The 18,292-nt window shown below is 66.5% G+C and carries 12 protein-coding genes; 7 read left to right on the top strand and 5 right to left on the bottom strand.

Annotated elements, in window-relative coordinates; genetic code table 11:
- Nucleotides 1-1,389 carry a methyltransferase RsmF C-terminal domain-like protein gene (locus tag SH602x_RS15535; protein ID WP_479473176.1) on the bottom strand — a complete coding sequence of 463 codons (1,389 nt, stop codon included), beginning with the start codon at nucleotides 1,387-1,389 and terminating at the stop codon, nucleotides 1-3.
- 288 nt (nucleotides 1,390-1,677) lie between these two features.
- Between SH602x_RS15535 and SH602x_RS15530 the strand changes: the two genes are divergently transcribed.
- From SH602x_RS15530 to SH602x_RS15510, 5 genes are all read left to right on the top strand, one after another.
- Nucleotides 1,678-1,980, top strand: coding sequence for a hypothetical protein (locus tag SH602x_RS15530; RefSeq protein WP_479467484.1), 303 nt, complete (start codon nucleotides 1,678-1,680; stop codon nucleotides 1,978-1,980).
- Between the two features lie 60 nt (nucleotides 1,981-2,040).
- A complete protein-coding gene (locus SH602x_RS15525) occupies nucleotides 2,041-4,407 on the top strand; it encodes a hypothetical protein (RefSeq protein WP_479473175.1) in 2,367 nt (788 codons plus the stop codon).
- A 78-nt stretch (nucleotides 4,408-4,485) separates the two neighbouring features.
- The gene (locus SH602x_RS15520) at nucleotides 4,486-5,484 is read left to right on the top strand and encodes an ABC transporter ATP-binding protein (RefSeq protein ID WP_479467486.1); all 999 of its coding nucleotides are present in this window, start codon (nucleotides 4,486-4,488) and stop codon (nucleotides 5,482-5,484) included.
- Nucleotides 5,481-7,307, top strand: a complete 1,827-nt coding sequence (locus tag SH602x_RS15515; RefSeq protein ID WP_479473174.1) for an ABC transporter permease — start codon at nucleotides 5,481-5,483, stop codon at nucleotides 7,305-7,307. Before SH602x_RS15520 ends, SH602x_RS15515 begins: the two co-directional genes overlap by 4 nt.
- A gap of 159 nt (nucleotides 7,308-7,466) precedes the next feature.
- Nucleotides 7,467-8,021, top strand: coding sequence for a cytochrome c oxidase assembly factor Coa1 family protein (locus SH602x_RS15510; protein WP_479473173.1), 555 nt, complete (start codon nucleotides 7,467-7,469; stop codon nucleotides 8,019-8,021).
- Here the strand turns inward: SH602x_RS15510 and SH602x_RS15505 are convergent.
- From SH602x_RS15505 to SH602x_RS15490, 4 genes are all read right to left on the bottom strand, one after another.
- A complete protein-coding gene (locus tag SH602x_RS15505; RefSeq protein WP_479473172.1) occupies nucleotides 8,009-8,806 on the bottom strand; it encodes a phosphoribosylformylglycinamidine synthase subunit PurQ in 798 nt (265 codons plus the stop codon). The two genes, SH602x_RS15510 and SH602x_RS15505, sit on opposite strands and share 13 nt — an antisense overlap.
- A gap of 96 nt (nucleotides 8,807-8,902) precedes the next feature.
- Nucleotides 8,903-11,917, bottom strand: a complete 3,015-nt coding sequence (gene purL, locus SH602x_RS15500; RefSeq protein WP_479473171.1) for a phosphoribosylformylglycinamidine synthase subunit PurL — start codon at nucleotides 11,915-11,917, stop codon at nucleotides 8,903-8,905.
- Nucleotides 11,898-12,737: a prephenate dehydrogenase gene (locus tag SH602x_RS15495; RefSeq protein WP_479473170.1), complete on the bottom strand. Its 840-nt coding sequence runs from the start codon at nucleotides 12,735-12,737 to the stop codon at nucleotides 11,898-11,900. Before SH602x_RS15495 ends, purL begins: the two co-directional genes overlap by 20 nt.
- A gap of 84 nt (nucleotides 12,738-12,821) precedes the next feature.
- Complete coding sequence (locus SH602x_RS15490; RefSeq protein WP_479473169.1) at nucleotides 12,822-14,099, bottom strand: DegT/DnrJ/EryC1/StrS family aminotransferase; 1,278 nt, start codon at nucleotides 14,097-14,099, stop codon at nucleotides 12,822-12,824.
- 323 nt (nucleotides 14,100-14,422) lie between these two features.
- Here SH602x_RS15490 and SH602x_RS15485 point away from each other — a divergent pair, with 323 nt between their 5' ends.
- Both SH602x_RS15485 and SH602x_RS15480 read left to right on the top strand, forming a co-directional pair.
- The gene (locus tag SH602x_RS15485; protein ID WP_479473168.1) at nucleotides 14,423-16,822 is read left to right on the top strand and encodes a PSD1 and planctomycete cytochrome C domain-containing protein; all 2,400 of its coding nucleotides are present in this window, start codon (nucleotides 14,423-14,425) and stop codon (nucleotides 16,820-16,822) included.
- 12 nt (nucleotides 16,823-16,834) lie between these two features.
- Complete coding sequence (locus SH602x_RS15480; protein ID WP_479473167.1) at nucleotides 16,835-18,241, top strand: DUF1501 domain-containing protein; 1,407 nt, start codon at nucleotides 16,835-16,837, stop codon at nucleotides 18,239-18,241.
- The last annotated feature ends 51 nt before the right edge of the window (nucleotides 18,242-18,292 follow it).

Genomic DNA, 18,292 nt, shown 5'->3' with positions numbered 1-18,292 from the left:
TCAGAGCGAGGGTTCCGATTCGCCCAGTCGCCCCGGCTTGGGAAGGTGGTTCTTCGCCACGCGACCGTCCGATTTGCACCAACCGAGCGACAGGCCGCGATACGCGACCGCTCCCCAACCGCGGGCGGACGAGGCGAACGATTCGCCGCGCAGATACCGCCGGGCGTCCTCTTCGTCGACTTCGACCGTCGACCGCGGCGACGCCTCCGCATCGCGACGCATCGCAAGGGCATAAGACGGAAAGTACGTTCTCCCCTTCACGAAGAGCGCCTCCGGTCCGCCCGCCATCAGGTCGTCGAAGTCGTCCGGAACGTCGGCGGGGAATGCGAAGACGCTCGGTCCGCGGGCGACCAGACGGAATTCGCCGGCCTCGACGAAGTTCGACAACTCCGCCCTCGCCTCCGCCTCTGCCGCGCGGGTCATCCCGGGGCGGGACTTATCTCGTGAACGCTTTCGATCCGACGACCTTCCGCGGCGATCGGAGTCTTCGCCGTCGGTTGCGGTCGTCTCATCACTTCGTCTAAGGCAGACGGCGAACGCGCCGGCGGTGGGATGACGATGGGGCAGCAAGCGATAAGTCCCCGGAAGCAGTTCGCTCTCGAACGGCTCGAAACCGCTGCGGGGCGCGACGCCCCATTCCGGATGCCGTTCGAGGAACTCTGCGATCTGATCTTCGTTCTCCTCCCGGGCGAACGTGCAGGTGGCGTAGACCATTCGTCCGCCCGGACGGACGAGCTTCGCGGCAGCGTTCAGGATTCGCGTCTGTCGTTCGGCGTTGAGCTCGACCGCCGCTGATCCGAAAGCCGACAGCGCCTGCTTTCCTCGTACGACGAGCGACTGCCCCGAACAGGGCGCGTCGACCAGCACGGCGTCGAATCGCGCCGGATACCGTTCGGCCAGCGTCTCGGGATCGGCGGAGGCCACCACGTGACGTGCCGATCCGTGCCGCGCGAGGTTGAACCGGAGCGCGTCGAGCCGACCTGCGACCGGTTCGTTGGCGACCAGGAAGCCCGTGGCGCCCAGGCGCTCCGCGATCGCCGTCGTTTTTCCGCCGGGCGAAGCGCAGAGATCCAGCACGCTCTCTCCGGGCACGACTTCCAGCAGCTCATCGGCCAGCAGCGAGCCGGCGTCCTGCACGTACCATTCGCCGGCACCGTAGAACGGAGAACGCGTCGGGCGAACCGTCGGCGAAACCAGCCGACCTCGTGGATGCCACGGAACCGCCGGAGCGTCGCCCAGCCAATCCCGGGCGCCTGGCGACGCGTCGGGCCGAAGGCGCACGCAGAGGGGCGGGAACTGCCGCAGCGCAGCGGCGAAATCATTCCATTCACGTTCCGGCACGCCGATCGACGGCCCGAACGCGCTGCGCAGCGAATCCAGGTCGCTCATCGGGAGAGGGACCGCCGGGAGAGAACGAAGGGGGACGCCGCCTGCTGCGACGCGTCCGAAGAATTCCGATCGATTACGGCTCTCTCCTGGTAAGAACGAAGCACGGCTGACGAACATCCCGTACGGCTGGCAGCGCGCCCATCGATGGTTTACCCTACTCGGCGAGTCGCCGACAGGCTGCTCCCGCGAGGCGGTCGCTGGTTCGCCGCGACGGGATGCCGGCATGATCGCGGGCGTCCGTCTATTCCCTGACCGATTCTATTCTTTCGCCGCGGAGGGGTCGCAGGTATGCCGACCGCCTTTCTGCCCCGGTTTTCGCTCAGGACGTGGATCGTCGTCTGCGTCGTGCTGGCGCTCAACAGCATGATCTGGGCGAGCGCCGCGACCGGGCAGACCTGGGCGATCTGCGTCTCGCTGGGCGAGGCGTCGATCGTGCTCGTCTGGACGGCGATGGTGCTCATTTTCGGCGCCGCCTACACGCTGGCCGCGTTCGCCGACCTCTTTCGTCGGAAGAAGCAGGTCATCTCTCCGTTCGCGACCAGCGCTCAACCGTCGCCTCGGCAGATCGAGCCGCCGGTCGATTTCCAGTAAACCGCTCGAAGCCTGAACATCGTCGCCGCTCGTTCGCTCTTCTGCCGCAGGCGTCGCCTTATGATCTTCTCCCGCCGCCAGCCGCGAACGATTCCCGGGCGAACGCGCCCGTTCGTGCTCGTCGCGACGCTGGCGCTGATCGCCGCGTGGGGAGCGCCTTCCGCTTCAGCGGCATGGCTGGACGCTCCCTACGTCGATCTGCCGACCGGACGGATCAATCGGTCCGGACTGCGGATGCAGCTCGACTGGTACGGCCCGCGCCATCCCGGCTACCAGCCGGTCCGCGTCCGGATCTACACCGCGAACGGCGCCGCCAGCCCCAGCGAACGAGAACTCGACGTTCGCCTTTACCCGTACAGCTACAGCGGTGCGTCGGGCCCCATCATCGTGCGGAAGACGCTCACGCTCGCCAAGGGCGCGACGTCGGTCGAAGACACCATCTCGATCCCGATCAATCAGCAGCTTTCCTACATGGCCTCGGAGGTGTACGAGGACGGGAAATCGCTGCGCGAATTCGAAAACTCCGGCTACTACGCGCGGGTGCATGGCTTCGAGGAATCGCTTCCGTCCGTTCTGGTCGTGGGACCGCAGGCGCCGACGCGGGAGCAGTTCAACCGCACGAACATGACCAGCCGCTTCGGCAGCACGGCGTTCGACGAGTTTGAGATTCCGAACATCGGGCCCATTTCGAACGTCGCCACCGGCAACTACTACGAACCCTTCTACGCTAGCGGCAACGCGAAGACGATCGACTATCTGACGTACCTGCATACGTCCAACACGCAGCTCTGCGTGCTTCATCCGGACGATCTGCCCGAACGCTGGATCGACCTGACCTGCTACGAAGTCGTCGTGCTGAGCTGGTCGGATCTGAACACGCTCAAGACGAACCGGCCGGAGGCATTCGCCGCGCTGCGCGACTGGATGCTCGCGGGTCGGACGCTGATGGTTTACGACGTCGGCATGGAACTGCAGCAGTTGCCGCGGCTGGAGGATCTGCTGGAAGTCGATCGGACGGAGTGGCCGAAGGACGAGACGCCGATCGAGAGCATCGAACCGGGCAATCCGCTCGCCAGCGGATGGGTTCGCCCCGCGCGTACGCTCCGTAACCAGGCGGTCGGCCTCTGGTCGAGCACGCAGGGCTATCGAGGGTCGTCATACACGACCTCTACGACGACTGCGAACGGAATGCCGGCCGAGGGCGCGGCTCCCCCGGTCGACGCATCTTCGCAGCCGCAGGAATTCGTGATCGCGACCCGCCGCTGCAACTTCGGCTACGTCGTCGGGATCGGAAACGAGGACGCCTTCGCCGGATCGACGGACGACTGGCGCTGGGCGTTCAACTCGGTCCCCCCCCACCACCTGAGCTGGACGCAGAAGCACGGCATGTCGTACGCCGACGTGAACGTCCCCTTCTGGCGTCATCGCATCCCGGGCGTCGGCGTCGCGCCGGTCTGGACCTTCCTCGCGCTGATCACGGCCTTCGTCGTCCTGATCGGGCCGGCGAATTACTTCTACCTCGCGAAGCGTCGGCGGCTGGCGCTTCTCCTCCTGACGGTGCCGATCGGCTCGTTCGCCGTGATCCTCGGTCTGTTCGCCTACGCCTTCTTCAATGACGGCCTCGGCACGCGGTCGCGCATCCGCAGCTACTCGATCGTCGACAGCGACGCGGAACGGACCTACTCCTGGTCCTGGCAGACGTACTTCGCCGGCATCGCGCCGTCGCAGGGCATCGTGCTCGATGAGTCGAGCTACATGGCGCCCCTCTACTTCGACCCGACCAGCACGATCAACACGCGCGGACGCTTCGAACTCGACTGGAACGGCGGCACGCAGCGTCTGGCCCGGGGATACCTCCCCTCGCGGACCATGTCGCAGTTCGTCGCCAACGGCGTGCGCGAAGGAAAATACTCGCTCGCGGTTCGTTTTCCCAAGGACGGCGGCGCTCCCGAGATCGAGAACCTTCTCGGAACCGATCTCTCCTTCCTCGTCTGCGTCGGACCCGACGGCACGCTCTACTCCGCGCCCGGCGACGTCGCGAAGGAAGCGACCGCCAAACTCGTGAAGGTCGACCCGGCGGAGGTGGCGAAGGTCTTCGACCAGGCGATCAAGGATTCGCCGCTGGAGATTCCTGAAGGCGTCGACGCCGAAGCCCTCCGCAGCAGCCAGTACCGCAGCGGGTTCTTCGGATGGCTGACCGGCTTCGACAGCTACTACTACGGAAACTCCGGCTCGGCGCCCCTCAACGTGAACGAGACCAAGTTCGAGCAGGGAATCCAGAGGGCGAGGACCTCGCTCGAGCGGAACGTCCCGCAGTTGGAGCCCGGAACCTTTTTCGCGCTCGCCGACGCGCCCCCCTGGCTTCCGTACGCGGTCGATCGGCATAGCCGCGAAATGAACCTCGACGTCGTGTTCGGTCGCTACTGATCGAGACCCAAGAACGCGTCGCACGCCGGGAACCCTTTCCCGCATCCATCTCCGAACGGACGGATTCAGGCATCCGATATGGCGATCGCCGAACAGCAAGTCAAAACGCCTGCCGGCTACCATCAGGGCCAGTCCCCGATGATCGAGCTGCGGCGTCTCTACCGGGCGTTCGGACCGACCTGGGCGGTTAACGACGTCTCGTTCGAGGTGCCGAAGGGAGCCGTGTTCGGCTACATCGGACCGAACGGCGCCGGCAAGACGACGAGCATGCGGATCCTTTCGACGCTCGACTTGCCGACGTACGGAGACGCGTACGTCGACGGTTTCTCTTCCGTCAACGATCCCGATCGCGTGCGGCGACGCCTGGGCTACATGCCCGACAGCTTCGGCACCTACCACGACGTCAACTGCGTGGAATACCTCGACTTCTTCGCCCGCAGCTACGGCCTGATCGGTCGCGACCGTCATCGCGCCTTGCGTCGCACGATGGAATTCACCGGCCTCGACGTGCTGGCGGAGAAGCCGATCAGCGGCCTGTCGAAAGGGATGAAGCAGCGCCTCTGCCTGGGGCGCTCGATGATTCACGATCCCGCCGTGCTGATCATGGACGAGCCGGCTGCCGGCCTCGATCCCCGCGCCCGGATCGAACTCCGCGAGATGATCGGACGACTCGCCGGCGACGGGAAGTCGATTCTCGTCAGTTCCCATATCCTGACCGAACTCGCCGAGATGAGCGACCGGATCGGGATCATCGAACGGGGCAGGCTCCTGGCCACGGGGTCGGTGGACGACATTCGTCGCCGCCTGACGGCCAAGGAAAAGCATGTCGCGACCGTCCAGGTGCGCGTCATGACCGATAGCGAAGGGTGCATGGAGTGGCTGAAGGCGCGGCCCGACGTGGAGAACGTCCGCTACAGCGGGAGCCTGGTCTTCTATAGCCACACGGGCGATCGTTCGGACGAAGCGCGCACGCTGCGGGAACTGGTCGTCGCCGGGTTCGAGGTCGCGGAGTTCGTCAGTCGGGAGTCGTCCCTCGAGGACGTCTTCCTGAAGGTGACGCGGGGAGCCGTTCAATGAGCGCAGCAGAAGCCACGGGCGCCGACGTGATCTCCTCGACCGAAACGGTCCAGCTTCCGCACTCCTGGCTCGATCGCCTCAGCATCTGGGGCGAGCGCGGGTCGGAATATCTCAATCCGATTCTCGTCAAGGAGGGGCGTCAGGCGCTGAAGAGTCGTCACTTCGTCGTGACGTTCATGCTGGTCCTCTTCTGCGCCTGGATCTGGACGCTGCTCGGCGTCGCGTCGAACTCGCCCGGCATTTACTACCTGCCCGCGGGGCGCGGCTTCCTGATCGGGTACTACCTCGTCCTCGCGATTCCGGCGCTGGTCGTGGTGCCGTTCATGGCGTTCCGCTCGCTGGCGGGCGAGCGCGAAGACGGCACGTTCGAACTGCTCAGCATCACGACGATGACCTCGCGTCAGATCGTCTACGGCAAGCTCGGAAGCGCGGTCATCCAGACGCTGGTCTACTTCTGCGCCATCGCCCCTTGCATCGCGTTCACCTACCTGCTCAGCGGCATCGACATCCTGACGATCGGTCTGACGATCGGACTGCTGTTCCTGGCGTCGGTCGCGTTTTCGTCGGCGGGCCTGCTCGTCGGAACGGCGTCGCGGTCCAAGCTGGTGATGGTGCTGCTCTCCGTGCTGACGGTGATCGCGCTCCTCATCGGCGGCGGGATCGTGACGTTCTGGCAGCTCATGATGCTGTCGGAGCAGCCTCCTTACGACGACGCCGGATTCTGGGCCGCCATGCTGGCGCTCATCAGCTTCTCGATCGCGACGATCGTCCTGCTGGTGAACGCCGCCGCCGCGAGCATCACCTTCGCCAGCGAGAACCGCTCCACGCGTCTGCGGGCGATCATGCTCGTCATCGGCGCGATGATCGTCGGCTGGTGGTGCTTTCCCGCGATCAACTATCAGCAGGCGGAAGTCATCGCGGCGATCCCGATCTTCGCCCTCTGCTACTGGGGGCTGATGGGGGCGTTCATCGTCGGCGAGCGCGGCGCGCTCTCGCCGCGAGTGCGCAGGTCGCTGCCTCGATCGACGATCGGACGCGTCTTTCTCGCGTGGTTCTGCCCCGGTTCGGGCGCCGGCTATTTCTTCGTCGTGGCCAACGTCATCGGCGTCTCGATCTTCGCGGCCGCCCTCTACGCGGCGTCGGACCTGTTCGACGCCGACGGTTCTGCATTCTCCGAAGAGACGTACGCCATCTGCATCGTCACGCCGCTCTACGCGGCCAGCTATCTCGGGTTCGTCCGGCTGTTCGCCCAGGGACTGAATCGGCTGCTGCCGCTCGGGATCCTGCTGTCGTTTTTCCTGGGAATCGTCGTGCTGGTCGTCGGTTCGATCGTTCCCTGGGCCCTTCAGGCCCTTCTGGGTCCGTCGTTCGCGTACGAGTACAGCGCCCTCCAGGCGAGCAATCCCTTCTGGACCTACTACCGGATCATCGACGGCGAGTTCTTCGACGCGTCGATTCTTCCCGGCGACGGCCTCTCGGGCGGCGGCTTCATCGTGATTCTCGCGCTCCTCGCGTTCAGCGTCCTCATGGCGCTGCTGAACGTCTTCACCAGCCTGGACGAGATCCTCGCCGAACGCGAAGAAGCGCCCGTTCGCGTCGAGCAGGACGAAAAGGAACTCCATCCGCAGCGTTACGCCTCGGCAGCGGCAGCGGATCCTTTCGCCCACCTCGACCGCCCGCGGAACGGCTCGCCCGAGGCGCCCCCCGCCGATCCGGCGGCCGCGGCCGATCCGTTCGGGCATTTGGAAAATAAGAACGGAAACGCTTCCGCCGACGTTCCGCCCGATCCGGGGCAACCCGCCGTGGAAGATCCGGCTGGCTGAGCGGGGCCTGCGCTGCGATTCGCCTCACGAGCGCCGCGCCTGCGACCGACCGACGCGGGCCATACTCGCGGACGCTCGTTCAGGCGAGAATAGGCTCTCTGCCGCGCGTCCCGGGCCGATCGCACGCCCCGCCGGCGGCTCCTGTTCCGCGGACTCCGGATGAAAGATTCCTCTCCCTCGATCGGCGCGCGGCTCTCGGCGTTCTTCGGCGCTAACCTCTGGGCGCGCCTGCTGCTGTTCGCGGTCGTCGGTCTGCCGCCGCTCGTCGGCGTCATCGCCGGTCCGCTGATCCTGATGTACCGCCTGAACGCTGACGTGAAAGAATCGTCCGCGTACCGCGACTCGCTGGAAGCCGTTCGGTCGTCGAGCGAAGTGCAGCAGGCCCTCGGGACGCCGATCGAGCCGGCCTACTGGACCGAGGCGCAAATCGTCTACGAGGACAAGGTTCGCTACGCCGCCGTCCGGTACGACGTCACCGGCCCCAAGGGAACGGCGACGATCGAGTACGACGCCTCGTTCGTCGACGAAGTCTGGACCCTCGTCCGTGCGAAGGCCAAGTTCTCTCCGGAAGAGCCGTTCGTCCGGATCTGGCCGGAAGGACCGACGCCCAAGTCGGACGATGATCCGTCCGACGCCGATCCGCCTGAAGAAGCGGCGGTCGATTCGACGTCCGAGCCGCCAGCCGCCTCCGACGAGACCGATCAGCCGAAGTAGCGGACGGCGTTAATGAAGAGAGCCAGTCCGTCGCCGGTTTCGCCTGCTTCGCCGCGGGTCCAGCGAGGATGGTTGGTCGGATCGAGATGCCGCTCCGGGTGAGGCATCAGGCCGAAGATCCGACCCGACTCGTCGCATAGTCCGGCGACGTTCGCCTGCGAACCGTTCGGATTGCAGGGATAGCAGACCTCCGCCTTCGGATCGCAGCGTTCGTCGACGTACCGCAGCGCCAGGCGGCCCGACGATTCCAGTTCCGCGAGCGTCGCGGCGTCCCGGGCGACGAACTTTCCTTCCGCGTGCGCGATCGGGAGGTACATCCGCTCGATCCCACGGAGGAACACGCACTTGTCGCCGCAGGCGGCGACGTCTACCCAGCGATCTTCGTAGCGTCCCGAGTCGTTCCAGAAGAGCGTCGCGGGCGGCGTCCCTTCTTCGACCAGCGGCGATCCCTTCGACGTCGTCAGCATGCCCGACTTGATCAGTGCCTGAAACCCGTTGCAGATGCCGAGCGTCAGCTTGTCGGCGTCGCGGAAGCGAGCCAGTTCCTCGCCCAGATGCTGTTGCAGGCGCCCGGCGAAGACCTTCCCCGCGCCGATGTCGTCGCCGAAGGAGAAGCCCCCCGGGATGCAAAGAATCTGATAGTCGTCCAGCGACGCGGGCGAGCGCAGAAGCTCCATGACGTGCATGCGCCGGCTCTCGGCGCCGGCGACCTCGAACGCGTACGCCGTCTCTTCGTCGCAGTTCGTGCCGGGCGCTCGCAGGATCAGAACGCGGGGTCGAGCCATGAATTCGATGCAGGTCGGTTCGAGGATTCGCGGCGGTAGAAGGCCGCGCGGTCAGTAATCGTTCGCCGGTCGCTCGCGTCAGCAAAACGTCCGGGCTCAGAATCGAAGCGGCTTCTGCCAGGCTTCCTTCAACTCCGCGAGCGACGAATCGACGCTCGCTTCGCCGTTCGCTCGAATCGTGAGCTGCGGAGCGTCCGTCACGGTTCCGATGAGGAGGCAGGCGACGTCGCCGAGCGCGTCCCGGAAGGCGGCTTCCTTATCGGGAGCGACTTCGACGAGGAAGCGGCTGTTCGACTCCGCGAAGAGAACCGTCGCGACCGGTCCGAGCGCCTCGCCGGCGGACTTCTGATCCGCGTCGTAATCGCTCGTCGCCAGTCCCCGGGCGATCGCTTCGTCGAGATCCGCCTCCGCGCCGAACCCGCCCGCGAACGCCATCTCGGCGAGCGCGACGGCGAGGCCCCCTTCGCTCAGATCGTGGCAGCTTCGGATGAAACCGCCCGCGATCGCACGATGCACTCCCTGGAACGTCGCCATCGCCTCGGCCGTCCGCACCTGCGGCACGAGTCCGCCGTCGAGACCGCGAACCAGATGGAAGTGCGACCCCGCCGTCTCGGGCCAGGTGCGACCGATCAGGTAAATCGCGTTCCCCGGCTGCTTGAGGTCCATCGTCACGCACCGGGCGACGTTTTCCACCTGCCCCAGCGCGGTGATCAGCAGCGTCGGCGGAATGACCAGCGTCGTCGGTCCGTCCGGGCCGTCGTAGCGGAATTCGTTGTTCAGGCTGTCCTTGCCGCTGATGAACGGCGTCTTCCACGCGACCGACAGATCCTGGCACGCGAGCGCCGCCCGAACCAGCGAGCCGAGCGTCTCGGGCCGGTCGATCCGTCCCCAGCAGAAATTATCCAGCAGGGCGATCTTGTTCGGATCGGCGCCGACCGCGACGCAGTTGCGCACCGCTTCGTCGATTCCGCTGGCCGCCATCCAGTAGGCGTCGAAATCCCCCAGACGCGGATTCATGCCGCAGGCGACGACGAGCCCCCGGCGGGACGACAGGATCGGACGGATTACCGCCGCGTCGGAGGGGCCGTCGTTCTGCGCTCCGACCAGCGGCTTGATCACCGAACCGGCGAGCACCTCGTGATCGTACTGACGGATGATCGATTCCTTGCTCGCCACGTTCGGCGCGGCGAGGATCGCCAACAGATCGGCGTCGAAACGCTCGCTCTTTCCGAGCGGTTGACCAGCCTCAGGCTTCGTGAGCGCGGGCGTCGGCGCCGACGGCTCAGGGGGGGAGTAGGTCGCCTCGCGGACGATGGGGGGGCGTCCGTCGTGGAGGAAGTCCATCGACAGGTCGCCGACTTCCGCCCCCTGGAAGTAAAGCTGCAGCCGTCCCGTCGCCTTGAACGTGCCGAGGACCGTCGCCTCGACCCCTTCGCTCCGGCAGAGCGCGGACATCTCCTCCCAATTCTCGGGCGGCACCGCGAAGACCATGCGCTCCTGCGCTTCGCTGATCCAGATCTCCGCGTACGACAGGCCGGCGTACTTCAGCGGCGCCCGGTCAAGATGCACCTCCGCGCCGAGCCCCTCGCCCATTTCGCCGACGGCGCTGCTGAAGCCCCCTGCCCCGCAGTCGGTCACGGCGCGGAAGAGGCCGCGATCGCGCGCCGCAAGCAGCACGTCCATCGCCATCTTCTCCGTCACCGCGTGGCCGATCTGGACGGCGCCGCTGGAGACCGTTTCGCTTTCGCTGGTCAGTTCGACGGAGCTGAACGTGGCGCCGTGAATGCCGTCGCGTCCCGTTCGTCCGCCGATCGCGACGATCAGATCGCCCGCCTCGACCGACTTGAAAGCCTTGTCCTTCGGCAGCAGTCCGACGCTGCCGCAGAAGACCAGCGGATTGCCGACGTATCGGCGATCGAAGTAGAGGGCGCCGTTGACGGTCGGGATGCCCATCCGGTTGCCGTAGTCGCGGACGCCCGCGACGACGCCGTTCATGATCCGGCGGGGATGGAGCGCCCCGGGCGGAACGTCCTCCGGCGCCATGTCGGGCGGGGCGAAGCAGAAGACGTCCGTGCTGGCGATCGGCTTGGCGCCGAGGCCCGTGCCGAGCGTATCGCGGATCACGCCTCCCAGGCCCGTATTCGCGCCGCCGTAGGGTTCGATCGCGGAGGGACGGTTATGCGTTTCGACCTTGATCGTGACGTGCGCTTCTTCAGCGAACGTGACGACGCCGGCGTTGTCTTTGAAGACGCTGACGCACCAGTCCTGGTCGCCCAAATCCCGGCGGACCTGCTGCGTCGCCTCGAAGATCGTCTCGCGCAGCATGTTCTCGAACAGTCGCTCGCCCCGCTCGTCGCGGTAGCGGATGCGACCCTTCAGAGTCTTGTGGCTGCAATGCTCGCTCCACGTCTGAGCGATCGTCTCCAGTTCCACGTCGGTCGGATCGCGACCCGTCTCGCGATAGTGAGCCTGGATCGTCAGCATTTCTTCGCGGGTCAGGCTGAGCTGCCCGTCGCGGCTGATCCGGTCGAGCCGTTCCGGATTCGCGCCCAGCATTCGCACGACGATTTTGTGGAACGCGTAAGGCGCCCCGACGTGCAGCGACTCGAGAGCCAGCGGACCGACGACGATCTGCTCGATCGATTCGTTGGCGAGCGCCTTGGTCGCGAAGCGTCGGGCGTCGGCTTCGCCCAGGCCGAAGAGCCAGTACTTCCGGATCGTGCGGACCTCTTCGATCGGCAGGCCGAGATCCTGCAGGGAGCGAAGCGCCGTCTCCGCGACCGCGTCGGTCACGCCCGGCTTGGGCAGGATCTGCACCAGCGTGGCGCCGGTCGTCGCCTGGCCGTCGAGACGCTCCGCGGGAAGCGCGACCAGCGCCTCGTCGCCCGAGCGACCGATCACGGACATCTCCACGACCGCGTCGCAGAGCAACCGCTGCGAGGCGCTCTCGACCTGCTCCGCCGTCAGTTCGCCTTCGAGCAGATATCCATGCGCGGAACGAACGGAAATCGATCCTCCGACGCCGACGTCGCGGGCCTGAGCGAGCGCATCGAGCGCGCGGCGATCGACGAAGCCGGGACGAGGATGCAGATCAACTTCCCACAGCGTCACGGCGACGTTTCCCTTCCTCGAGAATTCGTATCCAGACGTCGTCGTCGCCCGAGGCGAGCGACCGACGCATCGTATCGGCAGCGGCGAGAAACCGATCGAGCCCGGCGACGGCGGCGGCCCGGTTCTCGCAGACGATCTGTCGCCACATTTCAATGTCGCCGGCGGCGACCCGCGTCGAATCTTTCCAGCCCCCCGCCACGCAGTCCAGCACGTCCTCCGGCGTCGACGCCGCCAGCAAGGACGCCACCAGGTGCGGAACGTGACTGGTCGCCGCGACGCAGACGTCATGCGCTTCCGGCGACATCTGTTTCACCCGACAACCCAGTCGCGACCAGAACTCGACCGTCTTCTGGACCAGCGCGGGATCGCTCGCCGACGTCGGCGTCACGAAGGTCAGAGCGTTCGCGAACAGATCCGGCCGGGAATGTTCGACGCCGGTCTTTTCGCTGCCCGCCATCGGGTGACTGCCGACGAATCGGCGTCCGCCGTTCGCCTCGATTTCCGCGACGATCGACGCCTTCACGCTGCCGACGTCGGTGACGAAGCCCCCCTCTGCGAGGAGCCCTTCCGCGGCGAGGGCCAGCTTCGCGACCGTCTGAACGGGAGTACAGACGACGACGACGTCGGCCCCGCGAACGGCGGCCTCGAAATCGGTCGTCGCCTGATCGCAGGCGCCCTGCTGCACGGCCAGAGCGAGGGTCTCCCGCTTCCGAGCATATCCGACGACGCGTTCGGCCAGTCCCCCGCGGCGCAGCGCCGATCCGATCGATCCGCCGAGCAGACCGACCCCAATCAGGGCGACGTGTCGATAGGCCGTCATGCACGCGTCCGAGCCGAACGTAAAGCGAGCGACCGAGTGTACCTGAGCATACCGAAAGGCGAAATCGGGCGAGCGCCTGCGGCGTCAGGACGCGGCTGAAGCTGACGTCGCAATCGGTCGCCGCGCCCGCCGGGCAGCCGATTCCGAACGCTCCGGTCGAAATGGACGGGCGACGCGGAGAAACTCTGCCGCCAATCGATCGAGTCGGCGGGAGGAATAGCTGACGTCGAACGGCAGAAAAATCAGGCGGTCGAACCATGCCCGGGTCCGATCGGTCGCATAAGAGTCGTTTCCCGCGGGCGCCTCGACCACCGTCAGACTGCTCCGCGCCGTCGCGTCGTAACCGCGTCGTCGAAGCGCTACCGCCGTCACCCAAGGATCCTCGACGAGAACCGGAAACGTCCAGTACGTCATACCCGGATCTTCCGCCCCGACGACGACGAAATCGGATCCGATCCGCTCGCGAAGGCGATTCCCTGCGACCGCCCGCGCCGCGATACGGTCAGCGTCGAAGGTCGCCAGCCGGCGAGCGAGCGTGGTCAGCAACGCCGGCGCCGGACGCCTCCTGATCTTGCGGAAGAAGTCGTCGCCCGGGAACGACTGAGCCGCCTGCGCGGCGAACGCATCCGGATCCCGACCGATCATTCGGAGGGAGCATGCCGCCAGGTCGGCGACGGGACCGTAGCCGAGCGCCTTGATCGCGGCGAAGCGGAGCGCTCGACCGGCGAAATTGCGGTTCCTCTGCTGCGGATAGCCGGTCGTCACCGCGCGTGCTGCGTCGCGCAGGGCCTGATCGCGAAACAACAGCGCTCCGCCAGCGAGCGCCGTGCAGGTCTTGATCGGGCCGAAACTGAGCAGCGTCACGTCGGCGGGCGAAGCGGCATACGACGCAGGACCGTCGAACGCCTGCGCCTCGTCCGCGACGAAGATCAGCCCGCGGTCGTGCGACCAGTCGGCCATCGTCGCCAGGTTCTGCCGACTGCCGAACAGCGACGCCGAGAGGAAAACGCGGGTTCGCGAAGCCAGCGAGCGCTCGGCGGAGGCGAGCGACGCGGCGGCTTCGAACGGATCGACCTCGACCGGCACGGGCACGAGGCCATGCTCGTGCAGGATCCGCAGCATGCCCGGGATCGTGACCGCCGACGTCAGAACCTCGCTGCCGGGCGGCAACCTCAGCGCCGCAAGCGTCGCGTCAAAGCCCGTCCGTACCGACAGACAGGGCCACGCGAAGATTTCGCTTCCGAACGCTGCTTCGATCGAATCGGTCGCCCGTCGAGAACCCGATTCAACCGCAGAGCAGGCGCCCAGCCCCGCACGAAGCAGCTCGGTCCACGAAATATCGAGTCGCTTGCGGACGAGCATCGTCGTGCTCCGGTCTCGCGGATCGCAAGCTTCGTGCTTCTCGCGCGGTCCTCCCTGCCGTCTTCGTTCTGGAGCCGCATGGCGACGTACCCGTGCGCGATTGCTCCAGATTCGACGAATCGTCTCGCCGGCTGTCTGGTCGGCGGAGCGCCTCGCGATGGCGCGACCGGGATTTCGCCGGGATGCGAAAAAGGATTCGCTCTCGCCAACGCGTTCCATTAAGTTACTCATTGCGGGGGGCTCGAAGCGCCCTCGCAAATAAGACTCGCCGCGGCCGGATGCCACTTCGGGCCGCTCATTCCCGCCTCGCATCTTCCGAAAATATGTCCCTGCGATTCGCGATCGCGATCGCCGCAGGTTTGTCGTTCGTCGGCGTCGCCTTCGCCGCGGAGGACGAGCGTGCGTCGCGGTTCGAGAAGCATGTCCGGCCGCTGCTGCTGGAGAGCTGCGCCGAATGCCACAGCGAAGCCGGGGCGGAAAGCGACCTGGCGGTCGACTCGCTCGCCGGTCTGCTGAGGGGAGGAGCCCGCGGCCCCGCGATCGTTCCGGGCCAGCCTGAGGCGAGTCTCCTCATGCATGCGGTGCGACATAGCGAAGCGACGCTGCAGATGCCGCCGAAGTCGAAACTGGCGACGGAGGAGATCGCCCATCTCGCCGCCTGGATCGCCGAGGGCGCCTACTGGCCGGGAGAAGAGGCTCCGCCGGCGACCGCTCCGGCGACCACCGCCGAGGCCGAGAGCGCGATGCTCGACGAGGCGAAGTCGTTCTGGGCCTTTCAGCCGCCCCTCGCAGCGACGCCGCCGGACGTCGCCGACGTCGCGTGGGTGCAGTCGCCCATCGACCGGTTCGTTCTGGCGAAGCTCGAACATGCCGGAATCCGCCCGGCCCCGCAAGCGGATCGTCGGACCCTGCTGCGCCGGGCGACGTTTGAATTGACGGGACTGCCGCCGACGCCTGAAGAGGTGGAAGCCTTCCTCGCCGACGAATCGCCCGACGCGTTCGAGCGGACGGTCGATCGGCTGCTCGCGTCGCCCGCCTACGGCGAACGCTGGGGCCGGCACTGGCTCGACGTGGCTCGGTACGCCGACACGAACGGCCTCGACGAGAACATCGTCTATGCCAATGCCTGGCGCTATCGCGACTACGTCGTTCGCTCGTTCGACGACGACAAGCCTTTCGATCAGTTCCTGCGCGAGCAGATCGCCGGCGACCTGCTCGTCGAGTCTCCCGATGCCGCGGATGAAGACGCCTTCGAGCCGGTGATCGCGACGGGCTTCCTCAGCATCGGATCGAAGATGCTGGCGGAGGACGACCCGGTCAAGCTGCAGATGGACATCGTCGACGAACAGATCGACACCATTGGCCGCGCGTTTCTCGGCCTGACGCTCGGCTGCGCCCGGTGCCACGACCATAAGTTCGATCCCATCAGCGCCGCGGACTATTACGCTCTCGCCGGGATCTTCAAAAGCACGCAGACGATGGACAAGCTCACCGTCGTCGCCGAATGGCACGAGCGGGAGATTGCTCCGCCCGACTCTCTCGCCGCCCGCGATCAGGCCAGCGCGAAGCTGGCCCCGGTTCGCGAGAAAATCGCCGCCTTGGAAAAGTCGACCGAGGGAACGGAGGAGTCCCGCAAGGCCGACATCGCCGCGCTGCGGGCCGAGGAGCAGAAGCTGGCCGCCGAGGTTCCCCTCATCCCGTCGGCCATGTCGGTGATCGACGCGGCCCCGACGGACGCCGCGATTCACTACCGGGGGAGTCACCTGACGCTCGGGCCCGTCGTGCCGCGGGGTTTCCCGGTCGTGCTGCGCAGCGAATCGTCGCCGCCGATCGAATCCGGCAGCGGGCGGAAGGAACTGACCGACTGGCTCACGTCGCCGCAGAATCCGCTGACCGCGCGCGTGATCGCCAATCGCCTCTGGACGTGGCATTTCGGCGAAGGGATCGTCCGCTCGCCCGACAATTTCGGAAAGCTGGGCGACGCGCCGACGTATCCGGAACTGCTCGACTGGCTCGCGACGCAGCTCGTCGCCGACGGCTGGCAGCTCAAGAACCTGCACCGCGAGATCCTGCTCTCCTCGACCTGGCAAATGAGCGTCGCGGGCGACCCGCAGTCCGAAGTCGCCGATCCGGAGAACCTGCTCCTCCACCGCCGCGAGCGGAGGCGACTCGACGTCGAAGCGATGCGCGACGGCATGCTCGCGATCTCGGGGGAACTCGACCGCGCGGTCGGCGGCAAAACGCTCGACGCCGAGAACCGCAAATATCTCAACGGGTCGACCGCCTTCCGCTCGAAGATGTACGACACGCGCCGACGCTCCGTCTATCTGCCGATCGTGCGGAGCGGACTGTACGACGCGTTCTCCGCGTTCGACTTCGCCGACCCCAGCGCTCTCACCGGGAAGCGGGATGCGACGGTCGTCGCGCCCCAGGCGCTCTTCGCGATGAACAGCGACTTCGTGGCCGATCGGAGCGACGCGTTAGCGGGGACGCTGCTTGCCGAGTTCGATGACGACGCCGCTCGCGTCGACCGGCTCTATCGCCTCGTTTACGGACGACCGCCCGAACCGCAGCAGATCGAGCGCGCCCTCGCCTATCTGGACCGGTACCAGATCCGCTGGCGAGAGACGAAGCCCGAGGAGGCCGACCAGGCGGAGCGCCGGGCGTGGAAGAGTCTCTGCCGCGCGACGCTGGCGACGAGCGAATACGTCTACCTCGATTGAGCGGAAGGTTTCATGCGACGCGACGATTACGCCTTCGCGCGAGTTTCCCGCCGTCGGGCATTAGGCCAGATCGCCGCCGGTTTCGGATCGGTCGCGCTCGCGGGACTGATGTCGCAGCCGGCGTTCGGCGGGCCGCTCTCTCCCAAGCCGACTCACTTCCCGGCGAAGGCAAAGCGGGTCATCTTCCTCTTCATGCACGGCGGTCCGTCGCATATCGATTTGTTCGATCACAAGCCGCAGCTCGATCGCGACACGGGCAAGCCTCTCCCGTTCCCCAAGCCCCGAGTGGTTTCGAGCGCCACGGGCGAACTGCTCGCGTCGCCCTGGAAGTTCGCGCAGCATGGCCAGAGCGGCGCGTGGGTCAGCGAACTGCTGCCCGAGATGTCGAAGATCGTCGACGATCTCTGCATCATCCGCTCGATGAACGGCTCGAACTCGCGGCACGGCGCCGCGATGCTGGAACTGCAGACGGGCAGCGACACGTTCGTCCGCCCCAGCATGGGCTCCTGGATCACGTACGGCCTGGGGAGCGAGAGCGAAGACCTGCCCGGCTTCGTGACGTTCTGCCCCTCGCAGAGTCACGGCGGCGCCAACCTCTACGGCTCGGCGTTCCTGCCGGCGGATTATCAGGGGACGGCGATCGGCAACTCCTCCCTCTCTTCGAAGGAGGCGAAGATTCCGTTCGTCGAGAACGCCGACGGTCTGCCGCGAGAGTTGCAGCGGATGGAGCTCGATCTGCTTCAGGAATTGAATCGCGAAAGGCTGGCCGAGGTCGGGCCGGACGATTCGCTGGAAGCGCGGATCAACAGCTTCGAACTTGCGTATCGCATGCAGGCTGCCGCGCCGGAATTGCAGGACGTCAGCGGCGAAACGGCGGAGACGCTCTCCGACTACGGCCTCGATAATCCGGAAACGGAAGGTTTCGGTCGGCAGTGCCTGATGGCCCGCCGCTTCGTCGAACGGGGCGTTCGCTTCGTGCAGTGCAGTCACGGCTACTGGGATTCGCACGGCAACCTGAGGGCGGAGCACGCCAAGCTGGCCAATCAGGTCGACAAGCCGATCGCCGCGCTGATCAAGGATTTGAAGCAGCGCGGTCTGCTCGACGAGACGCTCGTCCTGTGGGGAGGCGAATTCGGACGCACGCCGGTCGCGCAAGGCGGCGACGGGCGCGATCACAATCCGCACGGCTACACCATGTGGATGGCGGGCGGCGGTTCGCGCCCCGGCACGCTCTACGGCCAGACCGACGAGTACGGCTACTACGCCGTCGAGGACAAGGTCCACCTGCACGACCTGCACGCGACGATGCTCCACCTGCTCGGGCTCGACCACACGAAGCTGACTTACCGCTTCGCAGGCCGGGACTTTCGCCTTACGGACGTCTACGGCGACGTGATCTCCGGGCTGATCAGGAGCTAGTCGCGGACGGGCTGCGCGGCGCGCCTTAGCCCCTACCGCCTCCTGAAAGTT

This window comes from Lignipirellula cremea (assembly GCF_056501455.1).
This window is presented reverse-complemented; position numbering and strand designations above follow the sequence as displayed.